The 22,844-nt window shown below is 75.5% G+C and carries 18 protein-coding genes; 10 read left to right on the plus strand and 8 right to left on the minus strand.

Annotation, left to right across the window (positions count from 1 at the left end):
* Positions 1 to 38: 38 nt before the first annotated feature.
* The 4 genes from ABZ452_RS05915 to ABZ452_RS05930 are packed head-to-tail and all read left to right on the plus strand — an operon-like array spanning position 39 to position 3,562.
* The gene (locus ABZ452_RS05915; RefSeq protein ID WP_357939383.1) at positions 39 to 929 is read left to right on the plus strand and encodes an ABC transporter ATP-binding protein; all 891 of its coding nucleotides are present in this window, start codon (positions 39 to 41) and stop codon (positions 927 to 929) included.
* A 30-nt stretch (positions 930 to 959) separates the two neighbouring features.
* Positions 960 to 1,766 (plus strand): ABC transporter permease, encoded by an 807-nt coding sequence (locus tag ABZ452_RS05920; protein WP_357939385.1) that lies wholly within the window; start codon positions 960 to 962, stop codon positions 1,764 to 1,766.
* Between the two features lie 21 nt (positions 1,767 to 1,787).
* Positions 1,788 to 2,942 (plus strand): sensor histidine kinase, encoded by a 1,155-nt coding sequence (locus ABZ452_RS05925; RefSeq protein WP_357939387.1) that lies wholly within the window; start codon positions 1,788 to 1,790, stop codon positions 2,940 to 2,942.
* On the plus strand, positions 2,939 to 3,562 hold the full coding sequence (locus ABZ452_RS05930) for a response regulator transcription factor (protein ID WP_357939389.1): 624 nt from the start codon (positions 2,939 to 2,941) through the stop codon (positions 3,560 to 3,562). The genes ABZ452_RS05925 and ABZ452_RS05930 overlap by 4 nt, the downstream gene beginning before the upstream one ends.
* A 6-nt stretch (positions 3,563 to 3,568) precedes the next feature.
* On the opposite strand, the gene ABZ452_RS05935 is transcribed toward ABZ452_RS05930, so the two are convergent.
* Positions 3,569 to 4,483 (minus strand): L,D-transpeptidase, encoded by a 915-nt coding sequence (locus tag ABZ452_RS05935; RefSeq protein WP_357939391.1) that lies wholly within the window; start codon positions 4,481 to 4,483, stop codon positions 3,569 to 3,571.
* A gap of 72 nt (positions 4,484 to 4,555) precedes the next feature.
* Entirely contained in the window at positions 4,556 to 6,001 is a 1,446-nt protein-coding gene (locus tag ABZ452_RS05940) for an alpha-amylase family glycosyl hydrolase (RefSeq protein WP_357939393.1), read from the minus strand.
* A 352-nt stretch (positions 6,002 to 6,353) separates the two neighbouring features.
* Here ABZ452_RS05940 and ABZ452_RS05945 point away from each other — a divergent pair, with 352 nt between their 5' ends.
* From ABZ452_RS05945 to ABZ452_RS05960, 4 genes are read left to right on the plus strand one after another with little or no spacing between them, the layout of a single operon-like run.
* Positions 6,354 to 7,952, plus strand: a complete 1,599-nt coding sequence (locus ABZ452_RS05945; protein ID WP_357939395.1) for a hypothetical protein — start codon at positions 6,354 to 6,356, stop codon at positions 7,950 to 7,952.
* A complete protein-coding gene (locus ABZ452_RS05950) occupies positions 7,949 to 9,415 on the plus strand; it encodes an NADH-ubiquinone oxidoreductase-F iron-sulfur binding region domain-containing protein (protein ID WP_357939397.1) in 1,467 nt (488 codons plus the stop codon). The genes ABZ452_RS05945 and ABZ452_RS05950 overlap by 4 nt, the downstream gene beginning before the upstream one ends.
* Before the next feature lie 22 nt (positions 9,416 to 9,437).
* A complete protein-coding gene (locus ABZ452_RS05955) occupies positions 9,438 to 10,019 on the plus strand; it encodes a redoxin domain-containing protein (RefSeq protein ID WP_357939399.1) in 582 nt (193 codons plus the stop codon).
* A complete protein-coding gene (locus ABZ452_RS05960; protein WP_357939401.1) occupies positions 10,016 to 10,894 on the plus strand; it encodes a cytochrome c biogenesis CcdA family protein in 879 nt (292 codons plus the stop codon). The genes ABZ452_RS05955 and ABZ452_RS05960 overlap by 4 nt, the downstream gene beginning before the upstream one ends.
* Here ABZ452_RS05960 and serS read toward each other — a convergent pair.
* From serS to ABZ452_RS05980, 4 genes are all read right to left on the minus strand, one after another.
* The gene (gene serS, locus ABZ452_RS05965; protein WP_357939403.1) at positions 10,878 to 12,164 is read right to left on the minus strand and encodes a serine--tRNA ligase; all 1,287 of its coding nucleotides are present in this window, start codon (positions 12,162 to 12,164) and stop codon (positions 10,878 to 10,880) included. The genes ABZ452_RS05960 and serS overlap by 17 nt on opposite strands.
* Positions 12,165 to 12,631: 467 nt before the next feature.
* A complete protein-coding gene (locus ABZ452_RS05970) occupies positions 12,632 to 13,705 on the minus strand; it encodes a MerR family transcriptional regulator (RefSeq protein WP_357940040.1) in 1,074 nt (357 codons plus the stop codon).
* A gap of 47 nt (positions 13,706 to 13,752) precedes the next feature.
* A complete protein-coding gene (locus ABZ452_RS05975; protein WP_357939405.1) occupies positions 13,753 to 14,928 on the minus strand; it encodes a saccharopine dehydrogenase NADP-binding domain-containing protein in 1,176 nt (391 codons plus the stop codon).
* A gap of 54 nt (positions 14,929 to 14,982) precedes the next feature.
* Positions 14,983 to 15,399 (minus strand): hypothetical protein, encoded by a 417-nt coding sequence (locus tag ABZ452_RS05980; protein ID WP_357940042.1) that lies wholly within the window; start codon positions 15,397 to 15,399, stop codon positions 14,983 to 14,985.
* A gap of 173 nt (positions 15,400 to 15,572) precedes the next feature.
* Here ABZ452_RS05980 and ABZ452_RS05985 point away from each other — a divergent pair, with 173 nt between their 5' ends.
* Positions 15,573 to 18,527 (plus strand): LuxR C-terminal-related transcriptional regulator, encoded by a 2,955-nt coding sequence (locus tag ABZ452_RS05985; RefSeq protein WP_357939407.1) that lies wholly within the window; start codon positions 15,573 to 15,575, stop codon positions 18,525 to 18,527.
* Between the two features lie 12 nt (positions 18,528 to 18,539).
* Here the strand turns inward: ABZ452_RS05985 and ABZ452_RS05990 are convergent, their stop codons facing one another.
* Positions 18,540 to 19,091: a thioredoxin domain-containing protein gene (locus tag ABZ452_RS05990; RefSeq protein WP_357939409.1), complete on the minus strand. Its 552-nt coding sequence runs from the start codon at positions 19,089 to 19,091 to the stop codon at positions 18,540 to 18,542.
* Positions 19,092 to 19,194: 103 nt separating this feature from the next.
* The gene (locus ABZ452_RS05995) at positions 19,195 to 19,872 is read right to left on the minus strand and encodes a BON domain-containing protein (RefSeq protein ID WP_357939411.1); all 678 of its coding nucleotides are present in this window, start codon (positions 19,870 to 19,872) and stop codon (positions 19,195 to 19,197) included.
* Positions 19,873 to 20,083: 211 nt separating this feature from the next.
* Here ABZ452_RS05995 and ABZ452_RS06000 point away from each other — a divergent pair, with 211 nt between their 5' ends.
* Positions 20,084 to 22,798, plus strand: a complete 2,715-nt coding sequence (locus ABZ452_RS06000) for a cellulose binding domain-containing protein (protein ID WP_357939413.1) — start codon at positions 20,084 to 20,086, stop codon at positions 22,796 to 22,798.
* The last annotated feature ends 46 nt before the right edge of the window (positions 22,799 to 22,844 follow it).

Below are 22,844 nucleotides of genomic sequence, written 5' to 3' on the forward strand. Positions count from 1 at the left end.
CCGGGGACCGGCCCGCCGGTCCCCGGAGCATCGTTGTCATGACCGACACCCCACCGGCCGTCGAGCTGGCCGGACTCACCAAGACCTTCGGCCCGGTGACCGCCGTCGACGGGCTCAGCCTCCGGATCGAACCGGGCGAGGTGGTCGCCTTCCTCGGCCCCAACGGCGCCGGCAAGACCACCACCGTGGACATGCTGCTCGGGCTGGCCCGCCCGGACGCCGGCACCGTCCGGCTCTTCGGCGGCACGCCCGGCGACGCCGTCCGGCTCGGCCGGGTCGCCGCCGTGATGCAGACCGGCGGCCTGCTCAAGGACCTCACCGTCGCCGAGACGGTACGGATGACCGCGCACTTCTACGGCCAGTCCCGGCCGGCGTCCGAGGTGCTGGAGCGGGCCGGCATCGCCGACATCGCCGACCGCGCGGTGGGCAAGTGCTCCGGCGGCCAGCAGCAGCGGCTGCGCTTCGCCCTGGCGCTGCTGCCCGACCCCGACCTCATGGTGCTCGACGAGCCGACCACCGGGATGGACGTCGAGGGGCGGCGGGACTTCTGGCAGGCCATCCGTGCCGACGCCCGCTCCGGCCGGACCGTCCTGTTCGCCACCCACTACCTGGACGAGGCCGACGCGTACGCAGACCGGATCGTGCTGGTCCGCCAGGGCCGGGTGGTCGCCGACGGCACCACCGCCGAGATCAAGAACCTGGCCGCCGGCCGGGTCGTGCGGGCCACCCTCCCGGGCGCCGACCAGACCGCGCTCGCGGCGCTGCCCGGCGTGCAGTCCGTCGAGGTGCGCGGCGACGCCGTGCTGGTCCACACCGAGGACTCCGACGTGGTCGCCCGGCACCTGCTGACCCGGACCGACGCCCGCGACCTGGAGATCACCTCGCGCAACCTCGAGGACGCCTTCCTCGCCCTGACCGCCGCCGCCTGACGCCGACCGCGAACGACCCCGGAGCCTGAGATGACCGTCACCGCCTCGTCCGCCACCACCACGCCCGACCGGGCCGGAAACCGCCGGCCTCCCGCGCTGGGCGGCTTCTCCGCCCCCGTGCTCGGCATCGAGATCCGCCGGGTGCTGCGCAACCGCCGCACGCTGGTGTTCATCCTGGTCATGCCGGCGGTGTTCTTCCTGCTGTTCGGCCTGCCGCAGCGCGGGCAGAACCTGGACAACGGCCTGCCCGTGATGGGCTGGATCATGATCAGCCTGGCCGTCTACGCGGCCATGGTCGCCACCACCAGCGCCGGCGCGTCGGTCGCCACCGAGCGGGCGCTGGGCTGGAGCCGGCAGCTGCGGCTCACTCCGCTGCGCCCGGCCGCGTACGTGGCCACGAAGGTGGCCACCGCCATGGTGCTCGGCCTGCTCGGCGTGCTGGTCGAGTTCGCCGTGGGCGCCGCCTCCGGGGTCCGGATGCCGGTGCACGTCTGGATCGAGTCCGGCCTGACCGCCTGGATCGGCTCGCTCGTCTTCGCCGCCCTCGGTCTCTTCGTCGGCTACCTCGCCCCGGCCGAGAACGTCATGCAGTTCATGGGACCGGCGCTCGCCATCCTGGCCATGCTCGGCGGGCTGTTCGTCCCGCTCGACATCCTGCCCCACGCGATGCAGCAGATCGCCAAGTTCACCCCGGTGTACGGCGTCGGCCAGCTCGCCCGGGCGCCGCTGACCGGGGCCGGGCTGGACTGGGTGGCCGTCGGCAACGTGGTCGCCTGGACCGCCTTCTTCGGCTTCGGCGCGGCCCGGCTGTTCCGCCGCGACACCACCCGCGTCTGAGGCGCGGCGGCGGAGGTTAGCGTGTTCACCGTGGGCCTGCCGCACCAGCCGAGCCAGCCGGTGAGCCGCCGTTGGCGGATCACCGGCTGGCTCCTGGCCGCGGTCTGGCTCTTCTTCCTCAACATCCCGCTGCTCACCGCCCTGCACCAACCCGAGGTGTGGCGCCGGGTGCTCGGCGCGGTCACCCTGATCGCCTTCGGCGTGCTCTACGTCTGGGTGTTCGAGTGGGCGCGCGGCCGGCGGCAGGCGCACCGGAACATCCCGCGCGGTCGGGCGTGGACGGTCCTGGCGGCGCTGCTCGGGCTCGGCCTCGCGGGCATTCCGGGCACCGAGGGGGACTGGCTGACCACACTGGTCTTCGTGGCGGCCGCGGCGGTGTTCCTGCTGCCGATCTGGGAGTCCCTGCTGGTGGTCGTGCTGGCCGCGCTGACCCCGCCGGTCACGGCGGCGCTGGTGCCCGGCTGGGAGGCCGAGGGGACCGTGGTCTTCGCCGTCGTGCTCGCCTCGTTCGCCATGTTCGGGGTGACCCGGCTGGCGCAGCGCAACGCCGAACTCCAGGGCGCCCAGCAGGAGATCCGCCGGCTGGCGGTGGCCGAGGAGCGGGCCCGCACCGCACGGGACCTGCACGACATCCTCGGGCACTCGCTGACCGTGGTGGCGGTCAAGGCGGAGCTGGCCGGCCGGCTGCTGGAGCTGGACCCGGCCCGGGCGGCCACCGAGGTCGCGGACATCGAGCGGCTGGCCCGGCAGGCCCTGGCCGACGTGCGGGGCACCGTCGGGGCGTACCGCGGGGTGAGCCTGGCGGCGGAGCTGGCGGGCGCCCGCTCGGCGCTGGCCGCCGCGGGCATCGCCGCGGACCTGCCGGAGACGGCGCCGTCGCTGCCGGCGGAGCGGGACGAGCTGTTCGGCTGGACGGTCCGCGAGGGGGTGACCAACGTGGTCCGGCACAGCGGGGCCCGGCGCTGCGAGATCCGGATCGACCCGACGGCCGTGGAGATCCGCGACGACGGCCGGGGGCCGGCCGGCGAGCCGGAGGCGACCGGCCACGGCCTGGTCGGGCTCCGGGAGCGGGCCCGGCGGCTGGACGCCACGGTCGTCGTCGGCCGCCCGCGCGCCGGGCGCGGCTTCCTGCTCCGGGTGACGCTGCCCGACGCCGAACGGGGGACGACCGGATGAGCGAGCCGATCCGGCTGCTGCTCGCGGACGACCAGGCGCTGGTCCGTGGCGCGCTCGCCGCGTTGCTGTCGCTGGAGCCGGACCTGACCGTGGTGGCCGAGGTGGGGCGGGGCGACGAGGTGGTGCCGGAGGCGCTGCGCACCCGGCCCGACGTGGCCCTGCTCGACGTGGAGATGCCCGGCCTGGACGGGGTCGCGGCGGCCGCGGCGGTGCGGGCCGCGCTGCCCGGCTGCCGGGTGCTGATGGTGACCACCTTCGGCCGGCCCGGCTACCTGCGGCGGGCCATGGAGGCGGGCGCGAACGGCTTCGTGGTCAAGGACACCCCGGCCCGGCAGCTCGCCGACGCGGTCCGCCGGGTGCACGCCGGGCTGCGGGTGGTCGACCCGACGCTCGCCGCGGAGACCCTGGCCACCGGGCCGAGCCCGCTCACCGACCGGGAGACCGAGGTGCTGCGTACGGCCCGGGGCGGCGGCACGGTGGCGGAGCTGGCGGCGACGCTGCACCTCTCCGAGGGGACGGTGCGCAACCACCTGTCGGCGGCGATCGGCAAGACCGGTGCCCGCAACCGGGCCGACGCGGTCCGGATCGCCGAGGAGAACGGCTGGCTGCTCGGCGACTGAGCCGGCTCAGGCGGTGGCCGGCGGGGCCGGGAGCTGGTCCACGACCACGACCGCGGTGCCCGGGCGCAGCTCGGCGAGGAGCTGCCGCTGGCCGCTGCGGGTGAGCCGGATGCAGCCATTGGTGACGTTCTTGCCGAGCGTTGCGTCGGTGTACCAGCTGTGCAGTCCGATGTGGGCGCCGCGCAAGCCGGTCGGCACCGCGTCCGGGTCGTCGGGGATCGCGCCCAGGGCGAAGATGTCCACCCCGCCGTAGACGTCCTGCGGGGGCGGGGTGCGGCCCAGGACGAAGGTGCGGCCGAGCGGGGTCAGCTGCCCGGACATGCCGAGGCTGACCTCCCAGGAGCGCACGGCGCTGCCGTCCCGGTACCAGGTGAGCCGGTGCGGGCGGCGTTCCACCACGATCTGGTCGCGCAGCGCGACGATGCTCCAGCCGCCGGCCGGCAGCCAGGCGATCCGCCGGTTGGCCGAGGGGAGCAGGACGGCGGTCCAGCCCACCCGCCGCTCGACGATCGGCACGGTCAGCTCGACGCCGCTGATGGTGGGCGCGAGGAAGGCCAGCGGCCGGCCGCCCGGCGCGTCGTACGCGGCCACGTTGCGGGTCGGCGTGAGCCCCTCGGCCAGCGGGCGGGTGTCGGCCGCACCGGGGTCGGCGGGGAATCCGCCGGGCGCCGGGTCGTAGGTGACCACCGGCAGGTCGTCCGGGGCGGGTGCGGCGGCCGGCACGGACTCCTCGGGGGACGGGCTCGGCTCCTCCGGAGCGGGCGGCACCGCCGCGGTGGGTGCGCCGGCGACCGGCGCCGGGGCCGGACCGCCGGTGAGGCCGCGCCCGACCAGCAGCGCGGCCGCCAGCAGCACCGGTACGCCGACCGCGGCGAGCAGCCAGCCGAACGTCCAGCGCGAGAACAATCGGTCAAACAGCACGATCGACACTGTAATCGGGCGCACGGCCCCCGGGCCGCGAAACGGCGGCGCGGGGGCCGATGTCGTCCCAGGTCAGGGCAGCTTCGCGCCGATGTGGATGGCGATCGCGTCGTGCGCGTTGACGGTGGCGGGGAACCAGCCGCCGGCGTCCACGGTGATCACCGGACCGCTGCACGAGCCGTTGCTGAAGTCGCCGTGGATGACGTCGCAGTAGCGCCCGGCCGGCAGGCCGGTGTAGTAGGACCGGCCGCTGATCGCGAAGTCCTCGTCGTTGACGGTGAGGTAGCCCCTACCGGCCCGGCTGAACGCGATGTGCTGCCAGCCGTTGTCGTACCAGTTGGCGACGCCGGCGCCCTGGGTGGCGTTGGCGAAGCCGACCATGTTGGCGATCACCCGCCAGCGGTGCTCGCACTCCCAGCCCGAGTAGCAGGTGGTGTTCGACGTCTTGTTGCTGGCGTCCGAGGGCGGGCCCTGGTCCTTGTTGCCGAACGTGTAGCTGGACATCACCGCCGGGGTGCCGTACGGCCAGGCGAGCATGAAGGCGTTCGCGAGGGCGTACTCGCCGCGGTCGCGGTAGGTCAGCACGCCGCCGTCGCGCTGGGTGTCGTGGTTGTCGGTGAAGACCACCGCCGAGCCGCCGGGCAGGTAACCCCAGGCCTCGCCGAAGTTGCGCAGGTACGCCAGCCGCTCGCTGTTGAACATCCGGGCCAGGTCCTTGCCGTAGCGGAACTCGTGCACGTCGCCGTTGCCGGTGTACTCGGTCGGCTGGATCGGCTCGCCGGCGCCGTAGATGACCTCCTGCACCAGGTACGCCGAGCGGGACAGCTTCCCCTTGATCGCGGCGATGTCGGCGGCCGGCATGTGCTTGCTGGCGTCCAGCCGGAAGCCGTCGACCCCGAGCGAGAGCAGGTCGTTGAGGTACGCGGCGAGCCGGGTGCGTACGTAGTCCGACTCGGTCTTCAGGTCGGCCAGGTTGACCAGCTCGCAGTTCTGCACCTCGTACCGGTCGCCGTAGTTGGCGATGTCGTTGTTGCCGTTGCGGCCGCAGTAGTGGAAGTCCTGGCTGGAGTAGGTGCCGGGGTAGTCGTAGTGGCCGAAGCCGCTGCCGGCCCAGCCGGTGCCGCCGTTGTCCTGGCCGGACATGTGGTTGACCACGGCGTCGACGATGACCTTCACGCCGGCGTTGTGGCAGGTGTTCACCATCGCCTGGAACTGGGCGCGGGTGCCCTTGCGGGACTCGATCCGGTAGCTGACCGGCTGGTAGGCCACCCACCACTGGTTGCCCCGCACGTGTTCCTGCGGCGGGGAGACCTGGACGTAGCCGTAGCCCTTCGGGCCGAGGGTGCTGGTGCACTCGCTGGCCACCGAGGTCCAGTTCCACTCGAAGAGCTGGACGATGACCTTCTTGCTGCCGGGGGTGGCCGCGGCGGCCGGGGGAGCCGCCACGGTGGTGGGGACGAGCAGGCTGGCGGCCAGGCCCAGGGCTAGGGCAGCCGCGCGGCATCGACGTCGATGCATCGGGACTCCTGAGGGGGTGTGCGGTGCCGGGGGCTTCAGTGCCGGTTTCTTGCAAGTCGGCCTGAAATTTTCGGCAAGGTTACAAGCGTGTTGCAAGAACTGTCAACGCATGGACATGTTTCGTTGCGTCAGGCGCTACACGCGCCCCGGGGCCGGACGGTTCGACGGACCGGCCGAGAAATTCGCCACCGGAGGTGATCCGCCCGTGCCGTCCGTCCGTACTGGAGAGGGGAGCAGGGTCGGCCGGTGGGGGCGCCGCCGCGAGACGATCGAGGAGCAGATGGCCCGGGCACAGCAGAACGAGAAGGCGACGACCGTCCGGACCGCCACCACCAGCCGTGGTGCCCGGACGATGTCGAGATCCGCGATGGTGGCGCTCAGCGTGTCCGCGCTCGCCGTCGCGTGGGCCGGCCTCGAACTGGCCGGCGCCGGCACCGTCATGTACTCGTACGGATTCTTCTTCACCGAGTTCTTCGCCGGGGTGGTCACCCTGGTCTCGCTCAGCCTCACCGTGATGATGGGCCTGCTCGCCACCGACCGGCTGGTGCTGCTCATCCCGCACCGGGTGCTGCTCCAGTCGGCGCACCGGGCCACCGGCGTCCTCGGCGTGGCCGGGCTGGTCTGTCACGTGATCACCAAGGTCGCGATCGGCCGGGCCGGGCCGACCGACGCGCTGGTGCCGTTCGTCGCCGGCCGGGGCCTCTACGTCGGGCTGGGCACCGTGGCCGCGCTGCTGATGGTCGGCGTGCTCTGGACCGGCATCGTCCGGGTCCGGTTCGCCGGCGTCGGTCCCAAGTGGATGTGGCGCGGGCTGCACTCCATGGCGTACGTCTCCTGGCCGTTCGCACTGCTGCACGGGCTCAACGCCGGCCGCGCGGCGAAGACCTGGGTGGTGCTGAGCTACCTGGCCTGCGTGCTGCTGGTGGTGATGGCGCTGCTGGTCCGCCTCTCCGTCCACCTCGGCAAGCGCAGCCGGGAGCAGCACCAGGCCGCCGCGCTGAACCAGGCCATGGCCGGCAAGGGGGAGGAGCGCACGGGCCTGCTCGCCGGGCTGACCCGGCGCCGCAACGCCGGCAAGGAGGAGAGCCGGTCCAGCCGGGGCCGCTGGGCCGAGGCCACCGCCACCTGGACCGCGCCGGCCGGCACCGCCCGGCGCCGCGATCCCGAGCGGTTCGCCGTACCCGTGGTGCCGGAGCCCGGGACGCTGCGCGAGCCGGTCCGCGCGGGGGCCAGCCGGCGGCGCGCCGAGGCGCCCGTCTCCCCGGCCCGCCGCCGCGACGCCGAGCCGGCGCCCGCCACCCGGCGGCGCGAGGAGCGCGAGCCGGTGGCGAGGCGCGAGGAGCGCGAGCCCGCCGTCCGGCGCGAGGAGCGCGAGCCGGTGGCCCGGCGCCGCGAGGACGAGCGGACCGGCCGCCGCTACCGGGACGATGAGGAGCGGAGCGCCCGCCGGTCCCGCGCCGACGCCGACGTCGACGCCCGCTACTCGGCCCCGCCGGAGAGCGGCGGCCGGCACTCGGCGCCGCCGGACACCGGCAGCCGCTACTCCACCCCACCCGAGATCGCCCGCTACTCGGCCCCGCCCCGGCGGCGCGACGAGCCGGAGGAGCCGTGGGACAGCCCGCGCCGCTGGGAGAGCCGGCCCGTCTCCGGCGAGCCCATCTCGGCCGGTCCGATCTCGGCCGGTCCCATCTCGTCGGCGCCGCGCAGCGACAGCGGCCGGCACAGCGTCGAGGAGGACCTGCCGGAGGAGCCGGACTACTGGCGTCCGCCGGCCCGCTACGCCCCCGACGACGCCTTCGTCGACGACACCCCGACCCTGGTCGACCTCGCCTCCCGGCGGGCCCGGAAGGCCTCCGGCGAGAGCCGGTCGAGCCGGCGCAAGCGGGCCAACGCCAACGCCGACGCCGTGGACGGCGCGTACTGGGCCGGGCTGCGGGGTGAGGCCAAGTGATGCGCACGACCGTGCCGCCGGTGGCCTGTGTCGGCGAGCCCCGGCTCACCGCCGGCTTCGCCGAGTTCGGGAGACTCGACCTGCTCGCCCACGAGGAGGTGCACGGCCCGATCGGGCCCATGGAGCCGGCCGCCCTGCTCCGGCTCGCCGAGGCGATCGACCTCAAGGGCAAGGGCGGGGCCGGCTTCCCGTTCGCCCGCAAGCTGCGCGCGGTGCTGGAGTCCTGCGAGCGGCAGGACCTCGCCGCCGTGGTGGTGGTCAACGCCTCCGAGGGGGAGCCGGCGAGCTGGAAGGACAAGGTGCTGCTCACCCGGGCCCCGCACCTCATCCTGGACGGCGCCGCGCTGGCCGCGTACGCGCTGGACGCCGAGGAGATCGTGATCGGGGTGGCCGACGACGACGTGGGCCGGCCCTCGCTCACCGAGGCGTTGCAGGAGCGGCGGATGCCGGTGCCGACCACCATCGTCACCGTGCCGCACCGGTTCATCTCCGGCGAGGGCGGCGCCCTTGTCAACGGGATCAACGGGCTGCCGCACATCCCGCCGGGCACCAAGAAGCGGTCCAGCGACTCCGGGGTGAACGGGCTGCCCACGCTGCTCTCCAACGCCGAGACGTACGCCCAGCTCGCGGTCGCCGCCCGGATCGGCCCGTACGAGTATGCCGCGCTCGGCACCGACGACGAGCCGGGCACCGTGCTGCTCACCGTCACCGGGGCGGCCAAGCGGCCCGCCGTGGTGGAGTGCGCCGCCGGCACCCCGCTACGCGAGATCCTGGAGCTCTGCGAGGTGCCCGAGGGGCCGGGCATCCTGATGGGCGGCTACCACGGCAAATGGATCACCCCGGAGGCGGCGGACCGGGCCGAGGTCTCCCGCAAGGGACTCGCCGCGGTCGGTGGCACCCTGGGCGCCGGCATCATCGTCCCGCTGGCCCGCGACACCTGCCCGCTGGGCGAGGCCGCCCAGGTTGTCCGCTACCTGGCCGGTGAGTCCGCCGGTCAGTGCGGCCCGTGCAAGATGGGCCTGCCCGACCTGGCCCGCGCCGTCGACCTGGCCGTCTCAGGCAGCGCGCCGATCGAGGTGGTCCGCGCGGCGGCCGGCGACGTGAAGGGTCGGGGGGCGTGCAGCCACCCCGACGGCACCGCCCGGTTCGCGCTCTCCGCCATGGAGGTGTTCGCCGAGGACCTGCGGCTGCACGCCACCGGCGAGGGCTGCGGCAAGCGGGTCAAGGGCCTCATGGGGCTGCCCGGCGCGCCCGACGCCAACCCCCGGAAGCTCACCCTCGACTGGTCCCGCTGCGACGGGCACGGCCTCTGCGCCCACGTGGTGCCGGACTTCATCCGGCTCGACGGCAACGGTTACCCCGCCTTCCCCGCCACCCCGGTGCCGACCTGGCTGCGGGAGGGCGCGCTCAAGGCGGTCAAGGTCTGTCCCGAACTCGCGCTCCGCCTGGTCAAGGCCGAGTAGCCCAACCCGGATGGAGACGCGGATGCGCCCACCCACCGCCCGTCGCCTGGTCACCGCCGCCGTGCTGGCCGTCACGCTGCCCGGCGCCGCGTCCTGCGCGGTCGGGCCGGAGCGGGCCACCCCGGTCGGCGCCGTGGCTCCCGCCCCGGCCGCGTCCGCGTCGGCGTCGCCGGCCGCCCCGGTGGTCCCGGCCCGGGTGCCCGAGACGCTGTCGTTCACCGCGAAGACCCTCGACGGTACGGCGTTCTCCGCCGCCGCCCTGGCCGGGAAGCCGGTGGTGCTGTGGTTCTGGGCGCCCTGGTGCGCCACCTGCGCCAGCCAGGCGTGGACGGTCGCCGAGATCGCCCCGAAGTACCGGGACACGGTGCCGATCGTCGGCGTCGCCGGGCTGGGCGAGCAGAAGGCCATGAAGGAGTTCGTCAGCGAGTTCGAGCTGGCCGGCACCCCGCAGCTCGACGACCGGTCCGGCGCGCTGTGGCGCCGGTTCGAGGTGGTCGAGCAGAGCACCTTCGTGGTCGTGGACCGCGACGGCCGGATCGTCCACCAGGGCTTCCTAGACGGCGAGTCACTCACCCGGCAGGTCGACGCGCTGGCCCGGGGATGACCGGCGGGCTGCTGCTCGCGCTGACCGCGGGCATGCTCGCCGCGGTCAACCCGTGCGGCTTCGCCATGCTGCCCGCGTACCTGTCGCTGCTGGTCGCCGGCCCCGCGGACGGTCGCGGCGCGGTCGGCCGCGCGCTCACCGCCACGGCCGGGCTGACCCTCGGGTACGCGCTGGTCTTCGGCGCCTTCGGGCTGGCCGTCGCGCCGCTGGCCGACTGGTTGCGCCCCCGGCTGCCCTGGCTGACCGTGACCCTCGGCGTGCTGCTGGCGCTGGCCGGCTGCTGGCTGCTCGCCGGCCGGCGGCTGCCCGCCCCGCGCCCGTTCGCCCGGGCGCCCCGGCTCACCCGCACCTGGCCGGCCATGGTCCTGTTCGGCGCGGCGTACGCGCTGACCTCGCTGACCTGCTCCATCGCCCCGTTCCTGGCGATCGTGGTGACCAGCCTGCGGGCCGGCTCGCCGCTGCGCGGGCTGGCGCTCTTCGGCGCGTACGCGATCGGGATGGGTCTGGTGGTCGGGGTGGCCGCGCTCGGCGTGGCGCTGCTACGCGGCCGGCTGGTGGCCGGGCTGCGCGGCGCCGGCGCGTGGGTGCCCCGCCTGAGCGGCCTGGTGCTGCTGGTCGCCGGCGGCTACGTCGCCTGGTACGGCTGGTACGAGGTGCGCCTCGCTCGAGGCCGCCACGACGCCTTCGGCGACCCGGTCGTGCTGGCCGCCGCCCGCGTGCAGCAGGCCCTGGTCCGCGCGGTGGACACGGTCGGCCCGGCCCTGCTCGCGGCCGCCCTGGTGCTGTTGCTGGCGGCCGGTCTGCGGTGGCGACGGCGGCGGGGGCCGGACGAGCCGACCCCCGCCACGCGTCAGGCGGTCAGCGGACCGGGGTGAGCCGGTCCGTGCCGAGCTTGTCGCGGAGCACCTCCGGCACGACGACCGAGCCGTCGGGCTGCTGGAACTGCTCCAGGATGGCCGGGAAGAGCCGGCTGGTGGCCAGCGCCGACCCGTTGAGGGTGTGCACGAAGCGGGTCTGCTTGCCGCCCGGCTCCCGGTAGCGGATGGCCGCCCGGCGGGCCTGGTAGTCGCCGCCCCAGGAGACCGACGACACCTCCTTGTACTTGCCGGTGCTGGGCATCCAGACCTCGACGTCGAGGGTCTTCTTCATGGCGGCGCTGGAGTCGCCGGCCGCGAGCAGGCTGGTCTGGAAGTGCAGGCCCAGCTTCTCGACCAGGCCCTCGACGTGGCCGACCATGGCCTCCAGCGCGGCGCCCGCCTGCTCCGGCAGGGTGAACTGGAAGATCTCCACCTTGTTGAACTGGTGGCCGCGCACGGTGCCGCGCTCGTCGGAGTGCGAGCCGGCCGCCTCCCGGCGGTAGCACGGCGTGTAGGCGAACGCCTTCAGCGGCAGCTTCGGGGTCTCCAGGATCTCGTCCTGGAACGCGCCGAGGATCGCCGTCTCCGCGGTGGGCAGCAGGAACTGGCCGCGCGGGGCGGACTGCTTGTCCAGGTGGTAGACGTCGTCGTAGAACTTCGGGAACTGGCCGGCCGCGAAGCCGGCGCTGTCCAGCAGCAGGTGCGGCGGGAGCAGGAACTCGTAGCCGGCCTGGATGTTCTGCTCGATCAGCCAGTTGACCAGCGCCCACTCCAGCCGGGCCCCGAGACCGGTGTACATCCAGAAGCCGGAGCCGCCGAGCTTCACCCCGCGCTCGTGGTCGACCAGGCCGAGCGCCCGGCTCAGCTCCACGTGGTCCCGGACCTTCTCGACGGCCGGCGGCTCGCCGAAGGTGCGCACCACCCGGTTGGCCTCCTTGCCACCGGCGATCACGTCGTCGGCGGGCAGGTTGGGCAGCTCGCTCATGGTGGTGCGCAGCCGGGACTGCACCTCGTCCAGCTGGGACTCCAGCTCGGCGAGCTGCTTGCGCTCGGCCTCCGGCGCGACCGGCTCCGGCGTGGCGCCGGACCGCTTCGCCTCCGCGTACGCGCGCGCCTCGGCCTTGCGGCGCTGCCGCTCGGCGTCGATCTCCGTGATGAGGGCGCGGCGTTCCTGGTCGAGCCGCTGGATCTCGTCCAGCGCCCGGTTGACCTCGGCGGGATCCAGACGCTTCGCCAGCGCGGTCGCCACCGCCTCGCGATCCTTCCGGATCAACTCCATGTCGAGCATGCGGCTCCGTACGCCTCCGTCCAGGCAGTCGGGTGGGACCCCCAGATGCTACCGTCGCGGCCCGTTCCGCCCGCTTCGGCCCGCGCAGGCGGCCGACCGATCGGTTGTCGGCGGCGGCGTGCCCTCGACGGTGACTTTGCGTGACAGCGTGCCCGCCGGCGACCCGGTGTGACGGTGAGTGACGAACGCTGGCCCCGGGGTCGGTCGACGCCGCGGTCCCCGTCCGGTCACGGGCCGCCGAGCTGCTAGTTCTCTCGCACGCCCGCCAACTCCGCCCCCCACCCACGACCGCCTTTGCTCTGCAGCCACGGACGCATCGGTTGCGGTCCGTGCCTGCTGCGTGGATGGCTGCAGAGCAAAGGCGGAATGAGGGTGGGGTGGGGTGGGGTGGGCGCCGGAATGACGCAGGGTGACAGCGGGCGTGCGTCGCGGGCGGGACGTCCTGTGCCCGCCACGGCCGGTCCGCGTCAGAGGCGCACCGGCATGAGGATCGAGAAGACGTCCTCGTCGTCGGGGCGGCGCACGGCCAGCGGGGCGATCGGGCCGTCCAGCTCCAGCACGAGCTGGCCCCGGCCGCCGGCGTCCAGGGCGTCGAGCAGGTACTCCCGGTTCACGCCCACCCGCAGGCCGTCCGGGGCGTCGGGCCCGAGCACGCACAGCCCGCCCCGGTCGTCCACGCCGAGCACGACCACCTCGTGGTCGGCCCCCGCGTACTCGCGGTGCAGCACCGGAGCACCGCCGGCGGTGAGCGCCCGCCGCAGCGCCGGAACGTCGACCGGGATCCGGTGGGTGGGCTCGCCGCCGACCTGCCCGTGCAGCAGCCGCCGGTAGTCCGGGAAGTCGTACGGGAGCGCGGCGGCGGTCACCGGCCGGCCGGCCACCGTGACCTCCACCCGGTCCGCGCTCACCATGAGGTGCGCCTCCGGAGTGATCCCGACGCCGGTGTCGAGCAGGGCGCGCAGCTCGTCGACCGCGTCCACCGGCAGCAGCGCGCGGACGGGCGGGCCGTCGACCTTCCCGCCGACCCGGGCCACGGCGAGCCGGTGCCGGTCGGTGGCGACCAGCCGGACGCCGTCCGGTTCGACCTCCAGCAGCACGCCGGAGAGCACCGGCAGCTCCGGATCGCTGCCGACGGCGAACCGGACGGCGTCCACGGCGGCGGCCAGGTCGGTGCGGGACAGCACGAGTCGGGTGGGGCTCACGGGGATCTCCTCCGGATCGATCAGGGCACGGATCCGGGAGAGCTCACGGCGGGCGTCGGCGAGGCCGTCCTCCAGGCGGCGCAGGTGCGCGTCCAGCAGCCGGTGCACCACGGCCGGCCGGTGCCGGTGCCGCAGCGCCTCGGCGATCCCGGCCAGCGGCATGCCGACCCGGCGCAGCCCGGCGACCAGGCGCGCGGGTGCCACCTGGTCGTCGGTGTACCAGCGGTAGGCGGTCGCTGGGTCCACCAGCGCCGGCACGAGCACGCCGGACCGGTCGTAGAACCGCAGCGCGCTCACCGTCAGCCCACTGGCCCGGGCCAGCTCGCCGATGCTGCGCAGTTCGCTCTCCACGACACCGGATCCTGGGCCCTCGACCCGGTCGAGGGTCAAGCGTCCAGCACCCGGAACGTGATTCCGGCCCGGACCAGCCGGTCGAGCAGGGCGTCACCCATGGCGGTCACCGGGGTCACCTGCCCGGCGGTCGGGGGCAGGTCGTCCAGGGCCAGGCAGAGCGCGGACTCGGCGAGCATCTTGGCGGTCTCGTCGTAGCCGGGGTCGCCGCCGGCCACCTCGGTGCGTACGGTCCGGCCGCCGCCGGTGCCGACGAACCGGACCCGGAACCACGACTTCGCCCGCTGGGCGGCGCTCGGCCCCTGGCCGGAGGACAGCCGGCCGAGCAGCCAGCGCCGGGTCGGCGGCAGCTTCACGAGCCCGACCACGCCGGCCAGGCCCACGCCGGCGGCCAGCACGGTGGGCAACCGCTTCACCGCGGCGAAGTGGCGGTAGCGGAAGTCCGGGCCGTACTCCGGGCGGGCCGCCGCCGACCGGCGGACCACCTGCGGGTCGATGGTGGGCAGCGGCACCGCCCACTGCCCGAACTCCTTCACCCGGCCGACCCGGCCGGGCACCGCTCGGACCCGGCGGCCCTCCGGCCGCGGCTCGACCGCCCGGCGGGCCTTCGCCGCCCGGCTCATCTCGCCGGTGCGGGAGAACGCGGTCAATGCCGAGTGGTACGTGCCGGCCGAGAACCGCCCGCCGGCCCGGACGTAACCGTCCACGGTGACCGGCCCGTCGGTGGGCAGATGCTTGACGGTGAACCAGGCGCCCAGGTCGTGCGGGATCGAGTCGAAGCCGCAGGCGTGCACGAGCCGGGCCCCGGTGCGCACCGCCTCGGCGTGGTGCCGCACGTACATGAGGTCGACGAACTCCGGCTCGCCGGTGATGTCGAGGTAGTCGGTGCCCGCGGCGGCGCAGGCCGCGACCAGCGGCTCGCCGTGGTGGACGTACGGGCCGACGGTGCTGGCGACCACCCGGGCGCTCTCCGCCACGGCACGCAGCGACGCCGGGTCGGTGACGTCGGCGGTGAGCAGCGGCAGCCCGGCCAGGCCCGGCTCGATGGCGGCCAGCCGGTCGCGCACCCCGGCCAGCTTGTCCGGGTTGCGGCCGGCCAGCGCCCAGCGCAGCCCGTCCGGGGCGTGCCGGGCCAGGTACTCGGCGGTCAGGCCACCGGTGAAACCGGTGGCGCCGAAGAGGACGAGGTCGTACGTGCGGTCGTCGCGCATCCGCCGAGTGTGCCACCCGCGGCCGCCCGGATCACGGGGTGCGGACCCCCGCCCTCAGCCCGCGGTCCCCGGCCGGTCCAGCCGGGAGCGGTCCGCCCGCAGCACCTCCCCGGTCTCCACGAGCTGCTTCGTCTCCCGCAGCGCCTGCCGGAGGAACCGGCCGGGGTCGTCGCCGACCAGGTGGGCGGCCAGCCCCGGCAGCATCGCCTCCCCACCGGCGGGCAGGCGGGCCGCGAGTTCGGTGCCGCGCCCGCCGGGGGCGGGGCGGGCGGACAGCTCGACCGCGCCGCCGAGCCGGTTCAGCGGCTCCGGCCGGCGCCCGCGCGGCAGCACCTCCTCGGGCCGGCCGGCCACCGTCAGCACCTGCCAGCGCCCCGGCCGGGGACCGGGCGTGGACGGCCGGCGCCGGTGCCGGCGTACGAGAACGCCGGCCGCCAGGACGGCGAACCCGAGGCCCGCCAGGCGTCCCATCCGTGCCACCGGCCCCTCCCGTCCCCGCGGCTCCCGGGCGGCCGGCTTCTTTGCGGCCGGCCGCCCGCGTGCCTCCACCCTGCGGTCGGGCCGGGTGACCCGGGTTCGCCCGGAAGGGGTGAACCGGTCCGGGCCGGGTAACCGCTGCGCGCACCGACCGGGGGAGGGGCCGCATGCCGGAGGAGGCTGACCGCGTCGAGGTCGCCGCGACACCGACCGACGTCACCGGGGCGACGGATGTCGCCGACCCGCCGCCGACCGTCCCGGCTGGCGCCGGCGCGGTGGGGGTCGGCGGAGCGCCGGGCGGGGGCGGGTCGGCGGGCGGCCTCGGGGTGGTCGGGGCGCCACTGCTGGCGTCCCGGCTGGCGCCGGCCGCGCTGCCCGAGCCGGTGCTGGTCCGGCCCCGGCTGCTGGACCGGCTGGACCAGGGCAGCGCCGGGCCGGTCACCCTTGTCCTCGCGCCCGCCGGCTGGGGCAAGACCACGCTCCTCGCGGGCTGGGCCCGGGCCGTGCGGACGGAGCCGCCGCCGGCCTGGGTGACCGTGGAGGAGGGCGACACCGGCGAGCGGCTCTGGGCCTACCTGGCGGCGGCCCTGCGGGCGGCCGCCGAGGGGGTCCCGGACGAGGGGCCCCGGCCGCCGGTGCCGGACGGCCCGCCGCGGCCGGACCAGCTCGAACTGCTCGCCGCGGCGCTCGCCGCCCGGGAGCGCCCGGTGCTGCTGGTCCTGGACGACCTGCACCGGGTGACCGACCCGGCCGCGCTGACCGGGCTGGAGTTCCTGCTCCGGCACAGCGACGGACGGCTGCGGCTGGTGGCGGCCGCGCGGACGGACCCGCCGCTGGCCCTGCACCGGTGGCGGCTGGCCGGCGAGCTGACCGAGGTGGGTCCGGGGGAGCTGGCGTTCACCCCCGACGAGGTGGCCGACCTGCTGGTGGCGCACGGCGTGGCGCTGCCGGCCGCGGCGGTGCCCCGGCTGGCCGACCGGACCGGGGGCTGGCCCGCGGGCCTGCGCTTCGCCGCGCTGGCGCTGCGCGCCCAGGCCGACCCGGCGCGCGCGGTCGACGGGTTCGGCGGCGACCAGCCGGACGTCGCCGGGTACCTGCGCGACGAGGTGCTCGCGCCGCTGGACCCGGCCGTCCGGGACGTGCTGCGCCGCAGCGCGGTGGCCGCCGCGGTCTGCGGCGACCTGGCCGACGCCGTGACCGGGCGGCCCGACGCCGGCCAGGTGCTGGCCGACCTGGCCCGGGAGGGCGGCTTCGTCCAGCAGGACGGGGGGAGCCCGCCCTGGTACCGGTGCCACCCGCTCCTGGCCGACCTGCTCCGCGACGAGCTGGACCGGCTCCCCGCCGACGAGCTGGCCGAGCTGCACCGGCGCGCCGCCGGCTGGTACGCGGACCACGACCGGCCGGCCGAGGCGCTGCGGCACGCGCTGGCCGGCGGCGAGTGGGACACCGCCACCGAGCTGCTGATCGCCCGCTGGCCGGAGCTGGCGCCGTACGAGCGGGACCGGCCCGCCGCCCCGGCTCCGCCCGAGCCGCCCGTCGAGGCGGTGCGCCGCGATCCCGAGCTGGCGCTGGCCGGCGCGGCCGAACGGGCGTACGCCGGGGACGCCGAGGCCGCCGCGGGACGGCTGCGGGCGGCCGTCGAGCACGCCCGCGACCTGCCCGCACCGCGCCGGGACCGGTTCCGGCGGCTGGCCACCGCCGTGGAGCTGACCCTGGCCCGGCTGGCCGGGGACCACGACGAAGTACGCCGGGTGGCCGGACGGTTGCTGGCCACCGCCGCCCCGGCCGGTCCGGTGGACGACCCGCGGGCCGGCGGGGCGGAGGACGCCGACGTGCGGGCGGTCGCCGGCACCGCGCTGGGGCTGGTGGCCCTCGCCGAGGGGGAGCTGTCCGAGGCCGCCGGGCACTTCTCCGGGGCGCTGGCGGCGGCGCGGCGGGCGGGCCGGCCGCGTACCGGGCTGGTCTGTGCCAGCCGGTCGGCGCTGCTGGACGCGGCGCACGGCGCGCTCCGGTCCGCCGAACGCGCCGCCCGGGAGGCGCTGGCCATGCCGCCCTGCGAGGGCTGGTCCTCGCGGTTGGACTGCGGGTACGCGTACCTCGCGCTGGCGCTGGTGGCGTGGGACCGCGACGAGCCGGCGGAGGCCGCGGCGAACCTGACCCTGGCGGGCCCGGCGACCGCGGAGCCGGGCGGGGCGGCGCTGGCCGCGCTCTGCCGGGCCGGACTGCTGGCCGCGGGCGGCGAGCCGGCCGCGGCGCTGCGCGCCCTGGCGGCGGCCCGAGAGACGGCGCCCGGCCCCGAGTTGGGCGCCTGGCTGACCGCCGACGAGGCGCAGCTGCGCGCCGCCGTCGGGGACCTGGAGACCGCCCGTGCCCTGCTCGCCGACGCCGGAGCCGGCGCGGCCGCCGGGACCGCACCCGACCCGTCGCCGCCGGTCGGTCCCGGCCCGGCGGACCGGGCGGCGGCCGGCGGCCGGGAGCCGGACGCGGCCCGCGGTGCCGGCCGGGAGCCGGACGGGGCCCGCGGTGGCGGCCGGGCCGCCCTGGACGTGGCCCTGGCCCGGGTGCGGCTCGGGGCCGGCGACGCGCGCGCGGCCGGCCGGACGCTGCCCGACTGGACCGGACCGGACGCGGACACCTGGCCACTGCCCGTGCGGCTCGCCGCCGGGCTGCTCGACGCGGTGGTGACCGGCTCGGCCGGCGACGACCGCGGTGCCGGGCGGATCCTGGAGCGGGTTCTCGACCTGGCCGAGCCGGAGGGCTACCGGCGGGTCTTCACCCGCGCCGAGCCGGCGGTCCGCGACCTGCTCGCCGCGCATCTCGACGCCGGCACCGCGCACTGGGCGACGGTGAGCGACCTGGTCCGCGGGGCCGACGAGCGGCGGGCCGACGAGTCGCCGGAGCGCCCGACCGGCCCGGAGCGGGTCCTGGATGAGCCGCTCACGGAGCGGGAGCTGACGATCCTGCGCTACCTGCAGAGCATCCTGTCCAACGTGGAGATCGCGGGCGAGCTGTCGCTGTCGGTCAACACGGTGAAGACCCACGTGCGCAACATCTACCGCAAGCTCGACGCGACCCGCCGGCGGGAGGCCGTCCGGCGGGCGCGCGAGCTGCGGCTGATCTGACCGCGGCCGGGTTCAGGCCTCCGCGGCGGCGTCCACGGCGGCCAGCAGGTCGGCCACGTCGTAGCCGCCGTCGTGACGCACCTCGTTGACGAAGAGCGTCGGGGTCGCGTCGACCCCGCTGCGGATGCCGCCGACGAAGTCCTGCCGGACCCGGTCGGCGTGGGCGTGCCGCCCCACCTCCGCGCCGACCTCGTCGGGCGGCAGCCCGAGCTGCTCGACGCCGAGCGACAGGTGCACCGGGTCGAGCTGGTCCTGGTGCTCGTAGAGCCAGTCGTGCATCTCCCAGAACCGCCCCCGCCGGCCGGCCGCCTCGGCCGTCTCCGCGGCGCTCTCCGCGTACGGGTGGACGTTGGCGATGGGGAAGTGCCGGTAGACCAGCCGGACCGTGTCGGCGCGCTGGCGCAGCACCTCGGCCAGGTTGAGGTACGCGGCCCCGCAGAACCGGCACTGGAAGTCGCCGTACTCGACGAGGGTGACCGGCGCGTCGGCCGGCCCGCGGGCGTGGTCCGTCCCGGTCACCGGCAGCCCCAGCCGGACGGTGGTGACCTGCAGTGGCGTGGTCATCGGGCCATCACCCGCCGATCCGGCGTGGCGTTCGGATCAGTCATGGTTCCCAGCCTCGCCCGCGGCGGGGTGAGCCGGGATCACCCGGCCGGGGTGGTCCGCCTCAGCGGCCCACCGTCACCCGGTTCCGCACCTCCCGGATGCCGGGCGCGCTCCACACCACCCGCTCGATCTCCTCGCGCTCGCCGGCCGAGTGGACCAGCCCGTCCAGCAGCACCGTGTCGCCGTGCACCCGCACGCTGATGCCCTCCGCCTCGCCCGCGCCGTTGCGGGCCAGCGCGTCCACGATCCGCTCGGCCAGGTCGCGCCCGTCGGGGCGAGCGCTCGGCCGTACGGTGATGCCGTTGCTCACCCCGGTCACGCCGCTGAGCCGGGCGACCGAGCGCTCGGCGGCCCGGCGCTGGTACTCCCACTCGACCTCGCCGTGCAGGGTGACCCAGCCGTCGGCGACGGTCACGTCGAGCGCCTCGATGGGCACGAACGCGTCCCACTCCAGGGCCCGGCTGGCCGCGGTGGCGATCTCCGGGTCGCCCTTCTCGGCCGAGGTGGCGATCCGGACGGCGAGGTCGTTGGCGACCGCGCGCACCCGGGGCACCCGGTGCGCGGCCCGCTCGGCGGCCCACTTCTTGGCGTAGCTGTCCACCGAGCCGGTCAGGGTCACCACCCCCTCGGTGACGGTCACCCCGATCTCGTTGGGGCGTACCCGGGGTTCCCAGGTCAGCTCGTCGAGGACGGCGGATTGGATCTCCTGGTCGGTGCGGGTGGTGGTCGCGGTGGCCATGCTTGCTCCCTTCCGGGCTCCGTTCGTTGTTCGCCGGGCTCCGTCACCGGCACGGAGTCCCGCAACCCCGATCCTGCGCGCGTCCCGGGTGACCCGCCCTCACCCGATCCGGGTGGGCGCGGGGGGGCTTGGGAGCGCTTCCATAATCGGTTAATGTGAATGTCCTCGCCGCTCCCGCCCCACCACCCGGGCAACCGAGAGGACCCGCCCCATGCGTAGAAGTCTCGCCGGCGCCGCCGCGGCCGCGCTGGCCGCCGCCGTGGCGGCGGTCGTCGTGCCGCTCACCGCCGCACCCGCCACCCCGGCCGCCGCCGCGGCGGCCGAGCCGTACAACTGGAGGAACGTCCGGATCGACGGCGGTGGCTTCGTTCCCGGCATCGTCTTCAACCCGACCGAGAAGAACCTCGTCTACGCGCGCACCGACATCGGTGGGGCCTACCGCTGGGAGCAGTCGACCCGGTCCTGGACGCCGCTGCTGGACTGGGTCGGCGCCGACCGCTGGGGCTGGAACGGGGTGGTCAGCATCGCCACCGATCCGGTGCAGACCAACCGGGTGTACGCCGCGGTCGGCATGTACACCAACGACTGGGATCCGAACAACGGGGCGATCCTGCGCTCCACCGACAGGGGCGCCACCTGGCAGGCCACCGCGCTGCCGTTCAAGAACGGCGGCAACATGCCCGGCCGCGGCATGGGGGAGCGGCTGGCCGTCGACCCGAACCGGAACAGCATCGTCTACTACGGCGCCGAGGGCGGCAACGGCCTGTGGCGCAGCACCGACCACGGCGTCACCTGGGCGAAGGTGACCACCTTCCCCAACGTCGGCAACTACCGGGCCGACCCGAACGACAGCAGCGGCTACCAGAGCCAGAACCAGGGCCTGACCTGGGTCAGCTTCGACAAGAGCACGGGTACGGCCGGCAGCGCCACCCAGACCGTCTACGTGGGCGTGGCCGACAAGGAGAACCCGGTCTACCGGAGCACCGACGGTGGCGCCACGTGGGAGCGGATCCCCGGCCAGCCCACCGGCTACCTGGCCCACAAGGGCGTGGTCGACCCGGTCGGCGGCTACCTCTACATCGCCACCAGCGACACCGGCGGCCCGTACGACGGCGGCAAGGGCGACGTGTGGAAGTTCAGTCGGGCCACCGGCGCCTGGACGCGGATCAGCCCGGTCCCGTCGACCAGCGTGGACGCCTACTTCGGCTACTCGGGGCTGACCATCGACCGGCAGCGCCCGAACACCCTGATGGTCGCCACCCAGGTCTCCTGGTGGCCAGACGCGATCTTCTGGCGCAGCACCGACGGGGGCGCCACCTGGACCCGGATCTGGGACTACGCCGGCTACCCGACCCGCGCGAAGAAGTACACCATGGACATCTCCTCGGTGCCGTGGCTGACCTTCGGCGCCAACCCGGCTCCGCCGGAGGAGAGCCCGAAGCTGGGCTGGATGAACGAGTCGCTGGAGATCGACCCGTTCGACAGCAACCGGATGATGTACGGCACCGGCGCCACCATCTACGGCACCACCGACCTGACGAAGTGGGACACCGGTGGCCAGGTCACCATCCGGCCGATGGTCCAGGGGCTGGAGGAGACCGCGGTGCTCGACCTGGTCAGCCCGCCCTCGGGCGCGCCGCTGATCAGCGCGCTCGGCGACATCGGCGGCTTCCGCCACACCGACCTGGCCGCGGTGCCGCCGGCGATGTTCACCCAGCCCGTCTTCACCAGCACCACGAGTCTCGACTACGCCGAGGCCAAGCCGGCGGTGCTGGTCCGGTCCGGCAACTTCACCGACGCGGACCGTCCCGGCGACAGCCACGTCGCGTTCTCCACCGACGGCGGGGCGGACTGGTTCCAGGGCACCGAGCCGTCGGGGATCAACAGCGGCGGCACGGTGGCCGCGTCCGCCGACGGCAGCCAGTTCGTGTGGGCGCCGGGCGACGCCGGCCAGCCGGTGGTCCGCGCGGTCGGGTTCGGCACCTCCTGGAGCGCGGCGACCGGCATCCCGGCCAACGCGGTCGTCGAGTCCGACCGGGTCGACCCGAACCGGTTCTACGGCGTCAGCGGCGGGCGGTTCTACCTCAGCACCAACGGCGGCGCGAGCTTCACGGCCACCGCGGCGAGCGGGCTGCCCACCACCGGGGTCAAGTTCAAGGCGGTGCCCGGCCGGCAGGGCGACGTGTGGCTGGCCGGCGAGGGCGGCCTGTGGCACTCGACCGACTCCGGCGCGAGCTTCACGAAGCTGGCCGGCGTCACGTCGGCGGTCAACGTGGGCTTCGGCCGGGCCGCCCCGGGGCAGACCTATCCGGCGCTGTTCACCGTCGGCACCGTCGACGGCCGGCACGGCGTCCACCGGTCGGACAACGCCGGCGCGGCCTGGGTGCGGATCAACGACGACCAGCACCAGTACGGCAACGCGGGCGAGGCCCTCACCGGCGACCCGCGGGTCTACGGCCGGGTCTACCTGGGCACCAACGGCCGGGGCATCCTGGTGGCGGACCGCCTCGGCACCACGCCCGGCCCGACGCCGACCACGCCCGGCCCGACGCCGACGACCCCGGGCCCGTCCCCGACCTCGCCGAGCCCGACGCCCACCACGCCCGGCCCGTCGCCGACCGGCAGCGGCTGCACGGCCACCTACGCGGTGACGAACTCGTGGCCGGGCGGCTTCCAGGGCGAGGTGACGGTGCGCAACTCGGGCACCGCCCCGATCGCCGGCTGGACCGTGGCCTGGACCTTCCCGGACGGCCAGAAGATCACCCAGCTCTGGAACGGGTCGTACACGCAGACCGGATCGGCCGTGACGGTCCGGGACGCCGGCTGGAACGGCAACCTCGGCGCCGGTGGGTTCACCACCGCCGGCTTCACCGGCACCTGGACGGGCGGCAACCGCGCGCCGGCGCTCTCCTGCACCGCCCGCTGACCGCGCCGTACACCGCGACGGTGGCCGCCCCCGCATCGGGGCGGCC

The sequence above is a fragment of the Micromonospora sp. NPDC005707 genome (genome assembly GCF_040631005.1).
In the GTDB taxonomy this organism is placed as follows: domain Bacteria; phylum Actinomycetota; class Actinomycetes; order Mycobacteriales; family Micromonosporaceae; genus Micromonospora.

Coding starts and splice junctions, on each gene's coding strand:
- serS (WP_357939403.1), bottom strand. CDS start 12,164: ATGCTCGACATGGAGTTGATCCGGAAGGATCGCGAGGCGGTGGCGACC.
- ABZ452_RS05975 (WP_357939405.1), bottom strand. CDS start 14,928: ATGCGCGACGACCGCACGTACGACCTCGTCCTCTTCGGCGCCACCGGT.
- ABZ452_RS05930 (WP_357939389.1), top strand. CDS start 2,939: ATGAGCGAGCCGATCCGGCTGCTGCTCGCGGACGACCAGGCGCTGGTC.
- ABZ452_RS05915 (WP_357939383.1), top strand. CDS start 39: ATGACCGACACCCCACCGGCCGTCGAGCTGGCCGGACTCACCAAGACC.
- ABZ452_RS05980 (WP_357940042.1), bottom strand. CDS start 15,399: ATGGGACGCCTGGCGGGCCTCGGGTTCGCCGTCCTGGCGGCCGGCGTT.
- ABZ452_RS05955 (WP_357939399.1), top strand. CDS start 9,438: ATGCGCCCACCCACCGCCCGTCGCCTGGTCACCGCCGCCGTGCTGGCC.
- ABZ452_RS05985 (WP_357939407.1), top strand. CDS start 15,573: ATGCCGGAGGAGGCTGACCGCGTCGAGGTCGCCGCGACACCGACCGAC.
- ABZ452_RS05945 (WP_357939395.1), top strand. CDS start 6,354: ATGTCGAGATCCGCGATGGTGGCGCTCAGCGTGTCCGCGCTCGCCGTC.
- ABZ452_RS05960 (WP_357939401.1), top strand. CDS start 10,016: ATGACCGGCGGGCTGCTGCTCGCGCTGACCGCGGGCATGCTCGCCGCG.
- ABZ452_RS06000 (WP_357939413.1), top strand. CDS start 20,084: ATGCGTAGAAGTCTCGCCGGCGCCGCCGCGGCCGCGCTGGCCGCCGCC.
- ABZ452_RS05995 (WP_357939411.1), bottom strand. CDS start 19,872: ATGGCCACCGCGACCACCACCCGCACCGACCAGGAGATCCAATCCGCC.
- ABZ452_RS05920 (WP_357939385.1), top strand. CDS start 960: ATGACCGTCACCGCCTCGTCCGCCACCACCACGCCCGACCGGGCCGGA.
- ABZ452_RS05990 (WP_357939409.1), bottom strand. CDS start 19,091: ATGACCACGCCACTGCAGGTCACCACCGTCCGGCTGGGGCTGCCGGTG.
- ABZ452_RS05940 (WP_357939393.1), bottom strand. CDS start 6,001: ATGCATCGACGTCGATGCCGCGCGGCTGCCCTAGCCCTGGGCCTGGCC.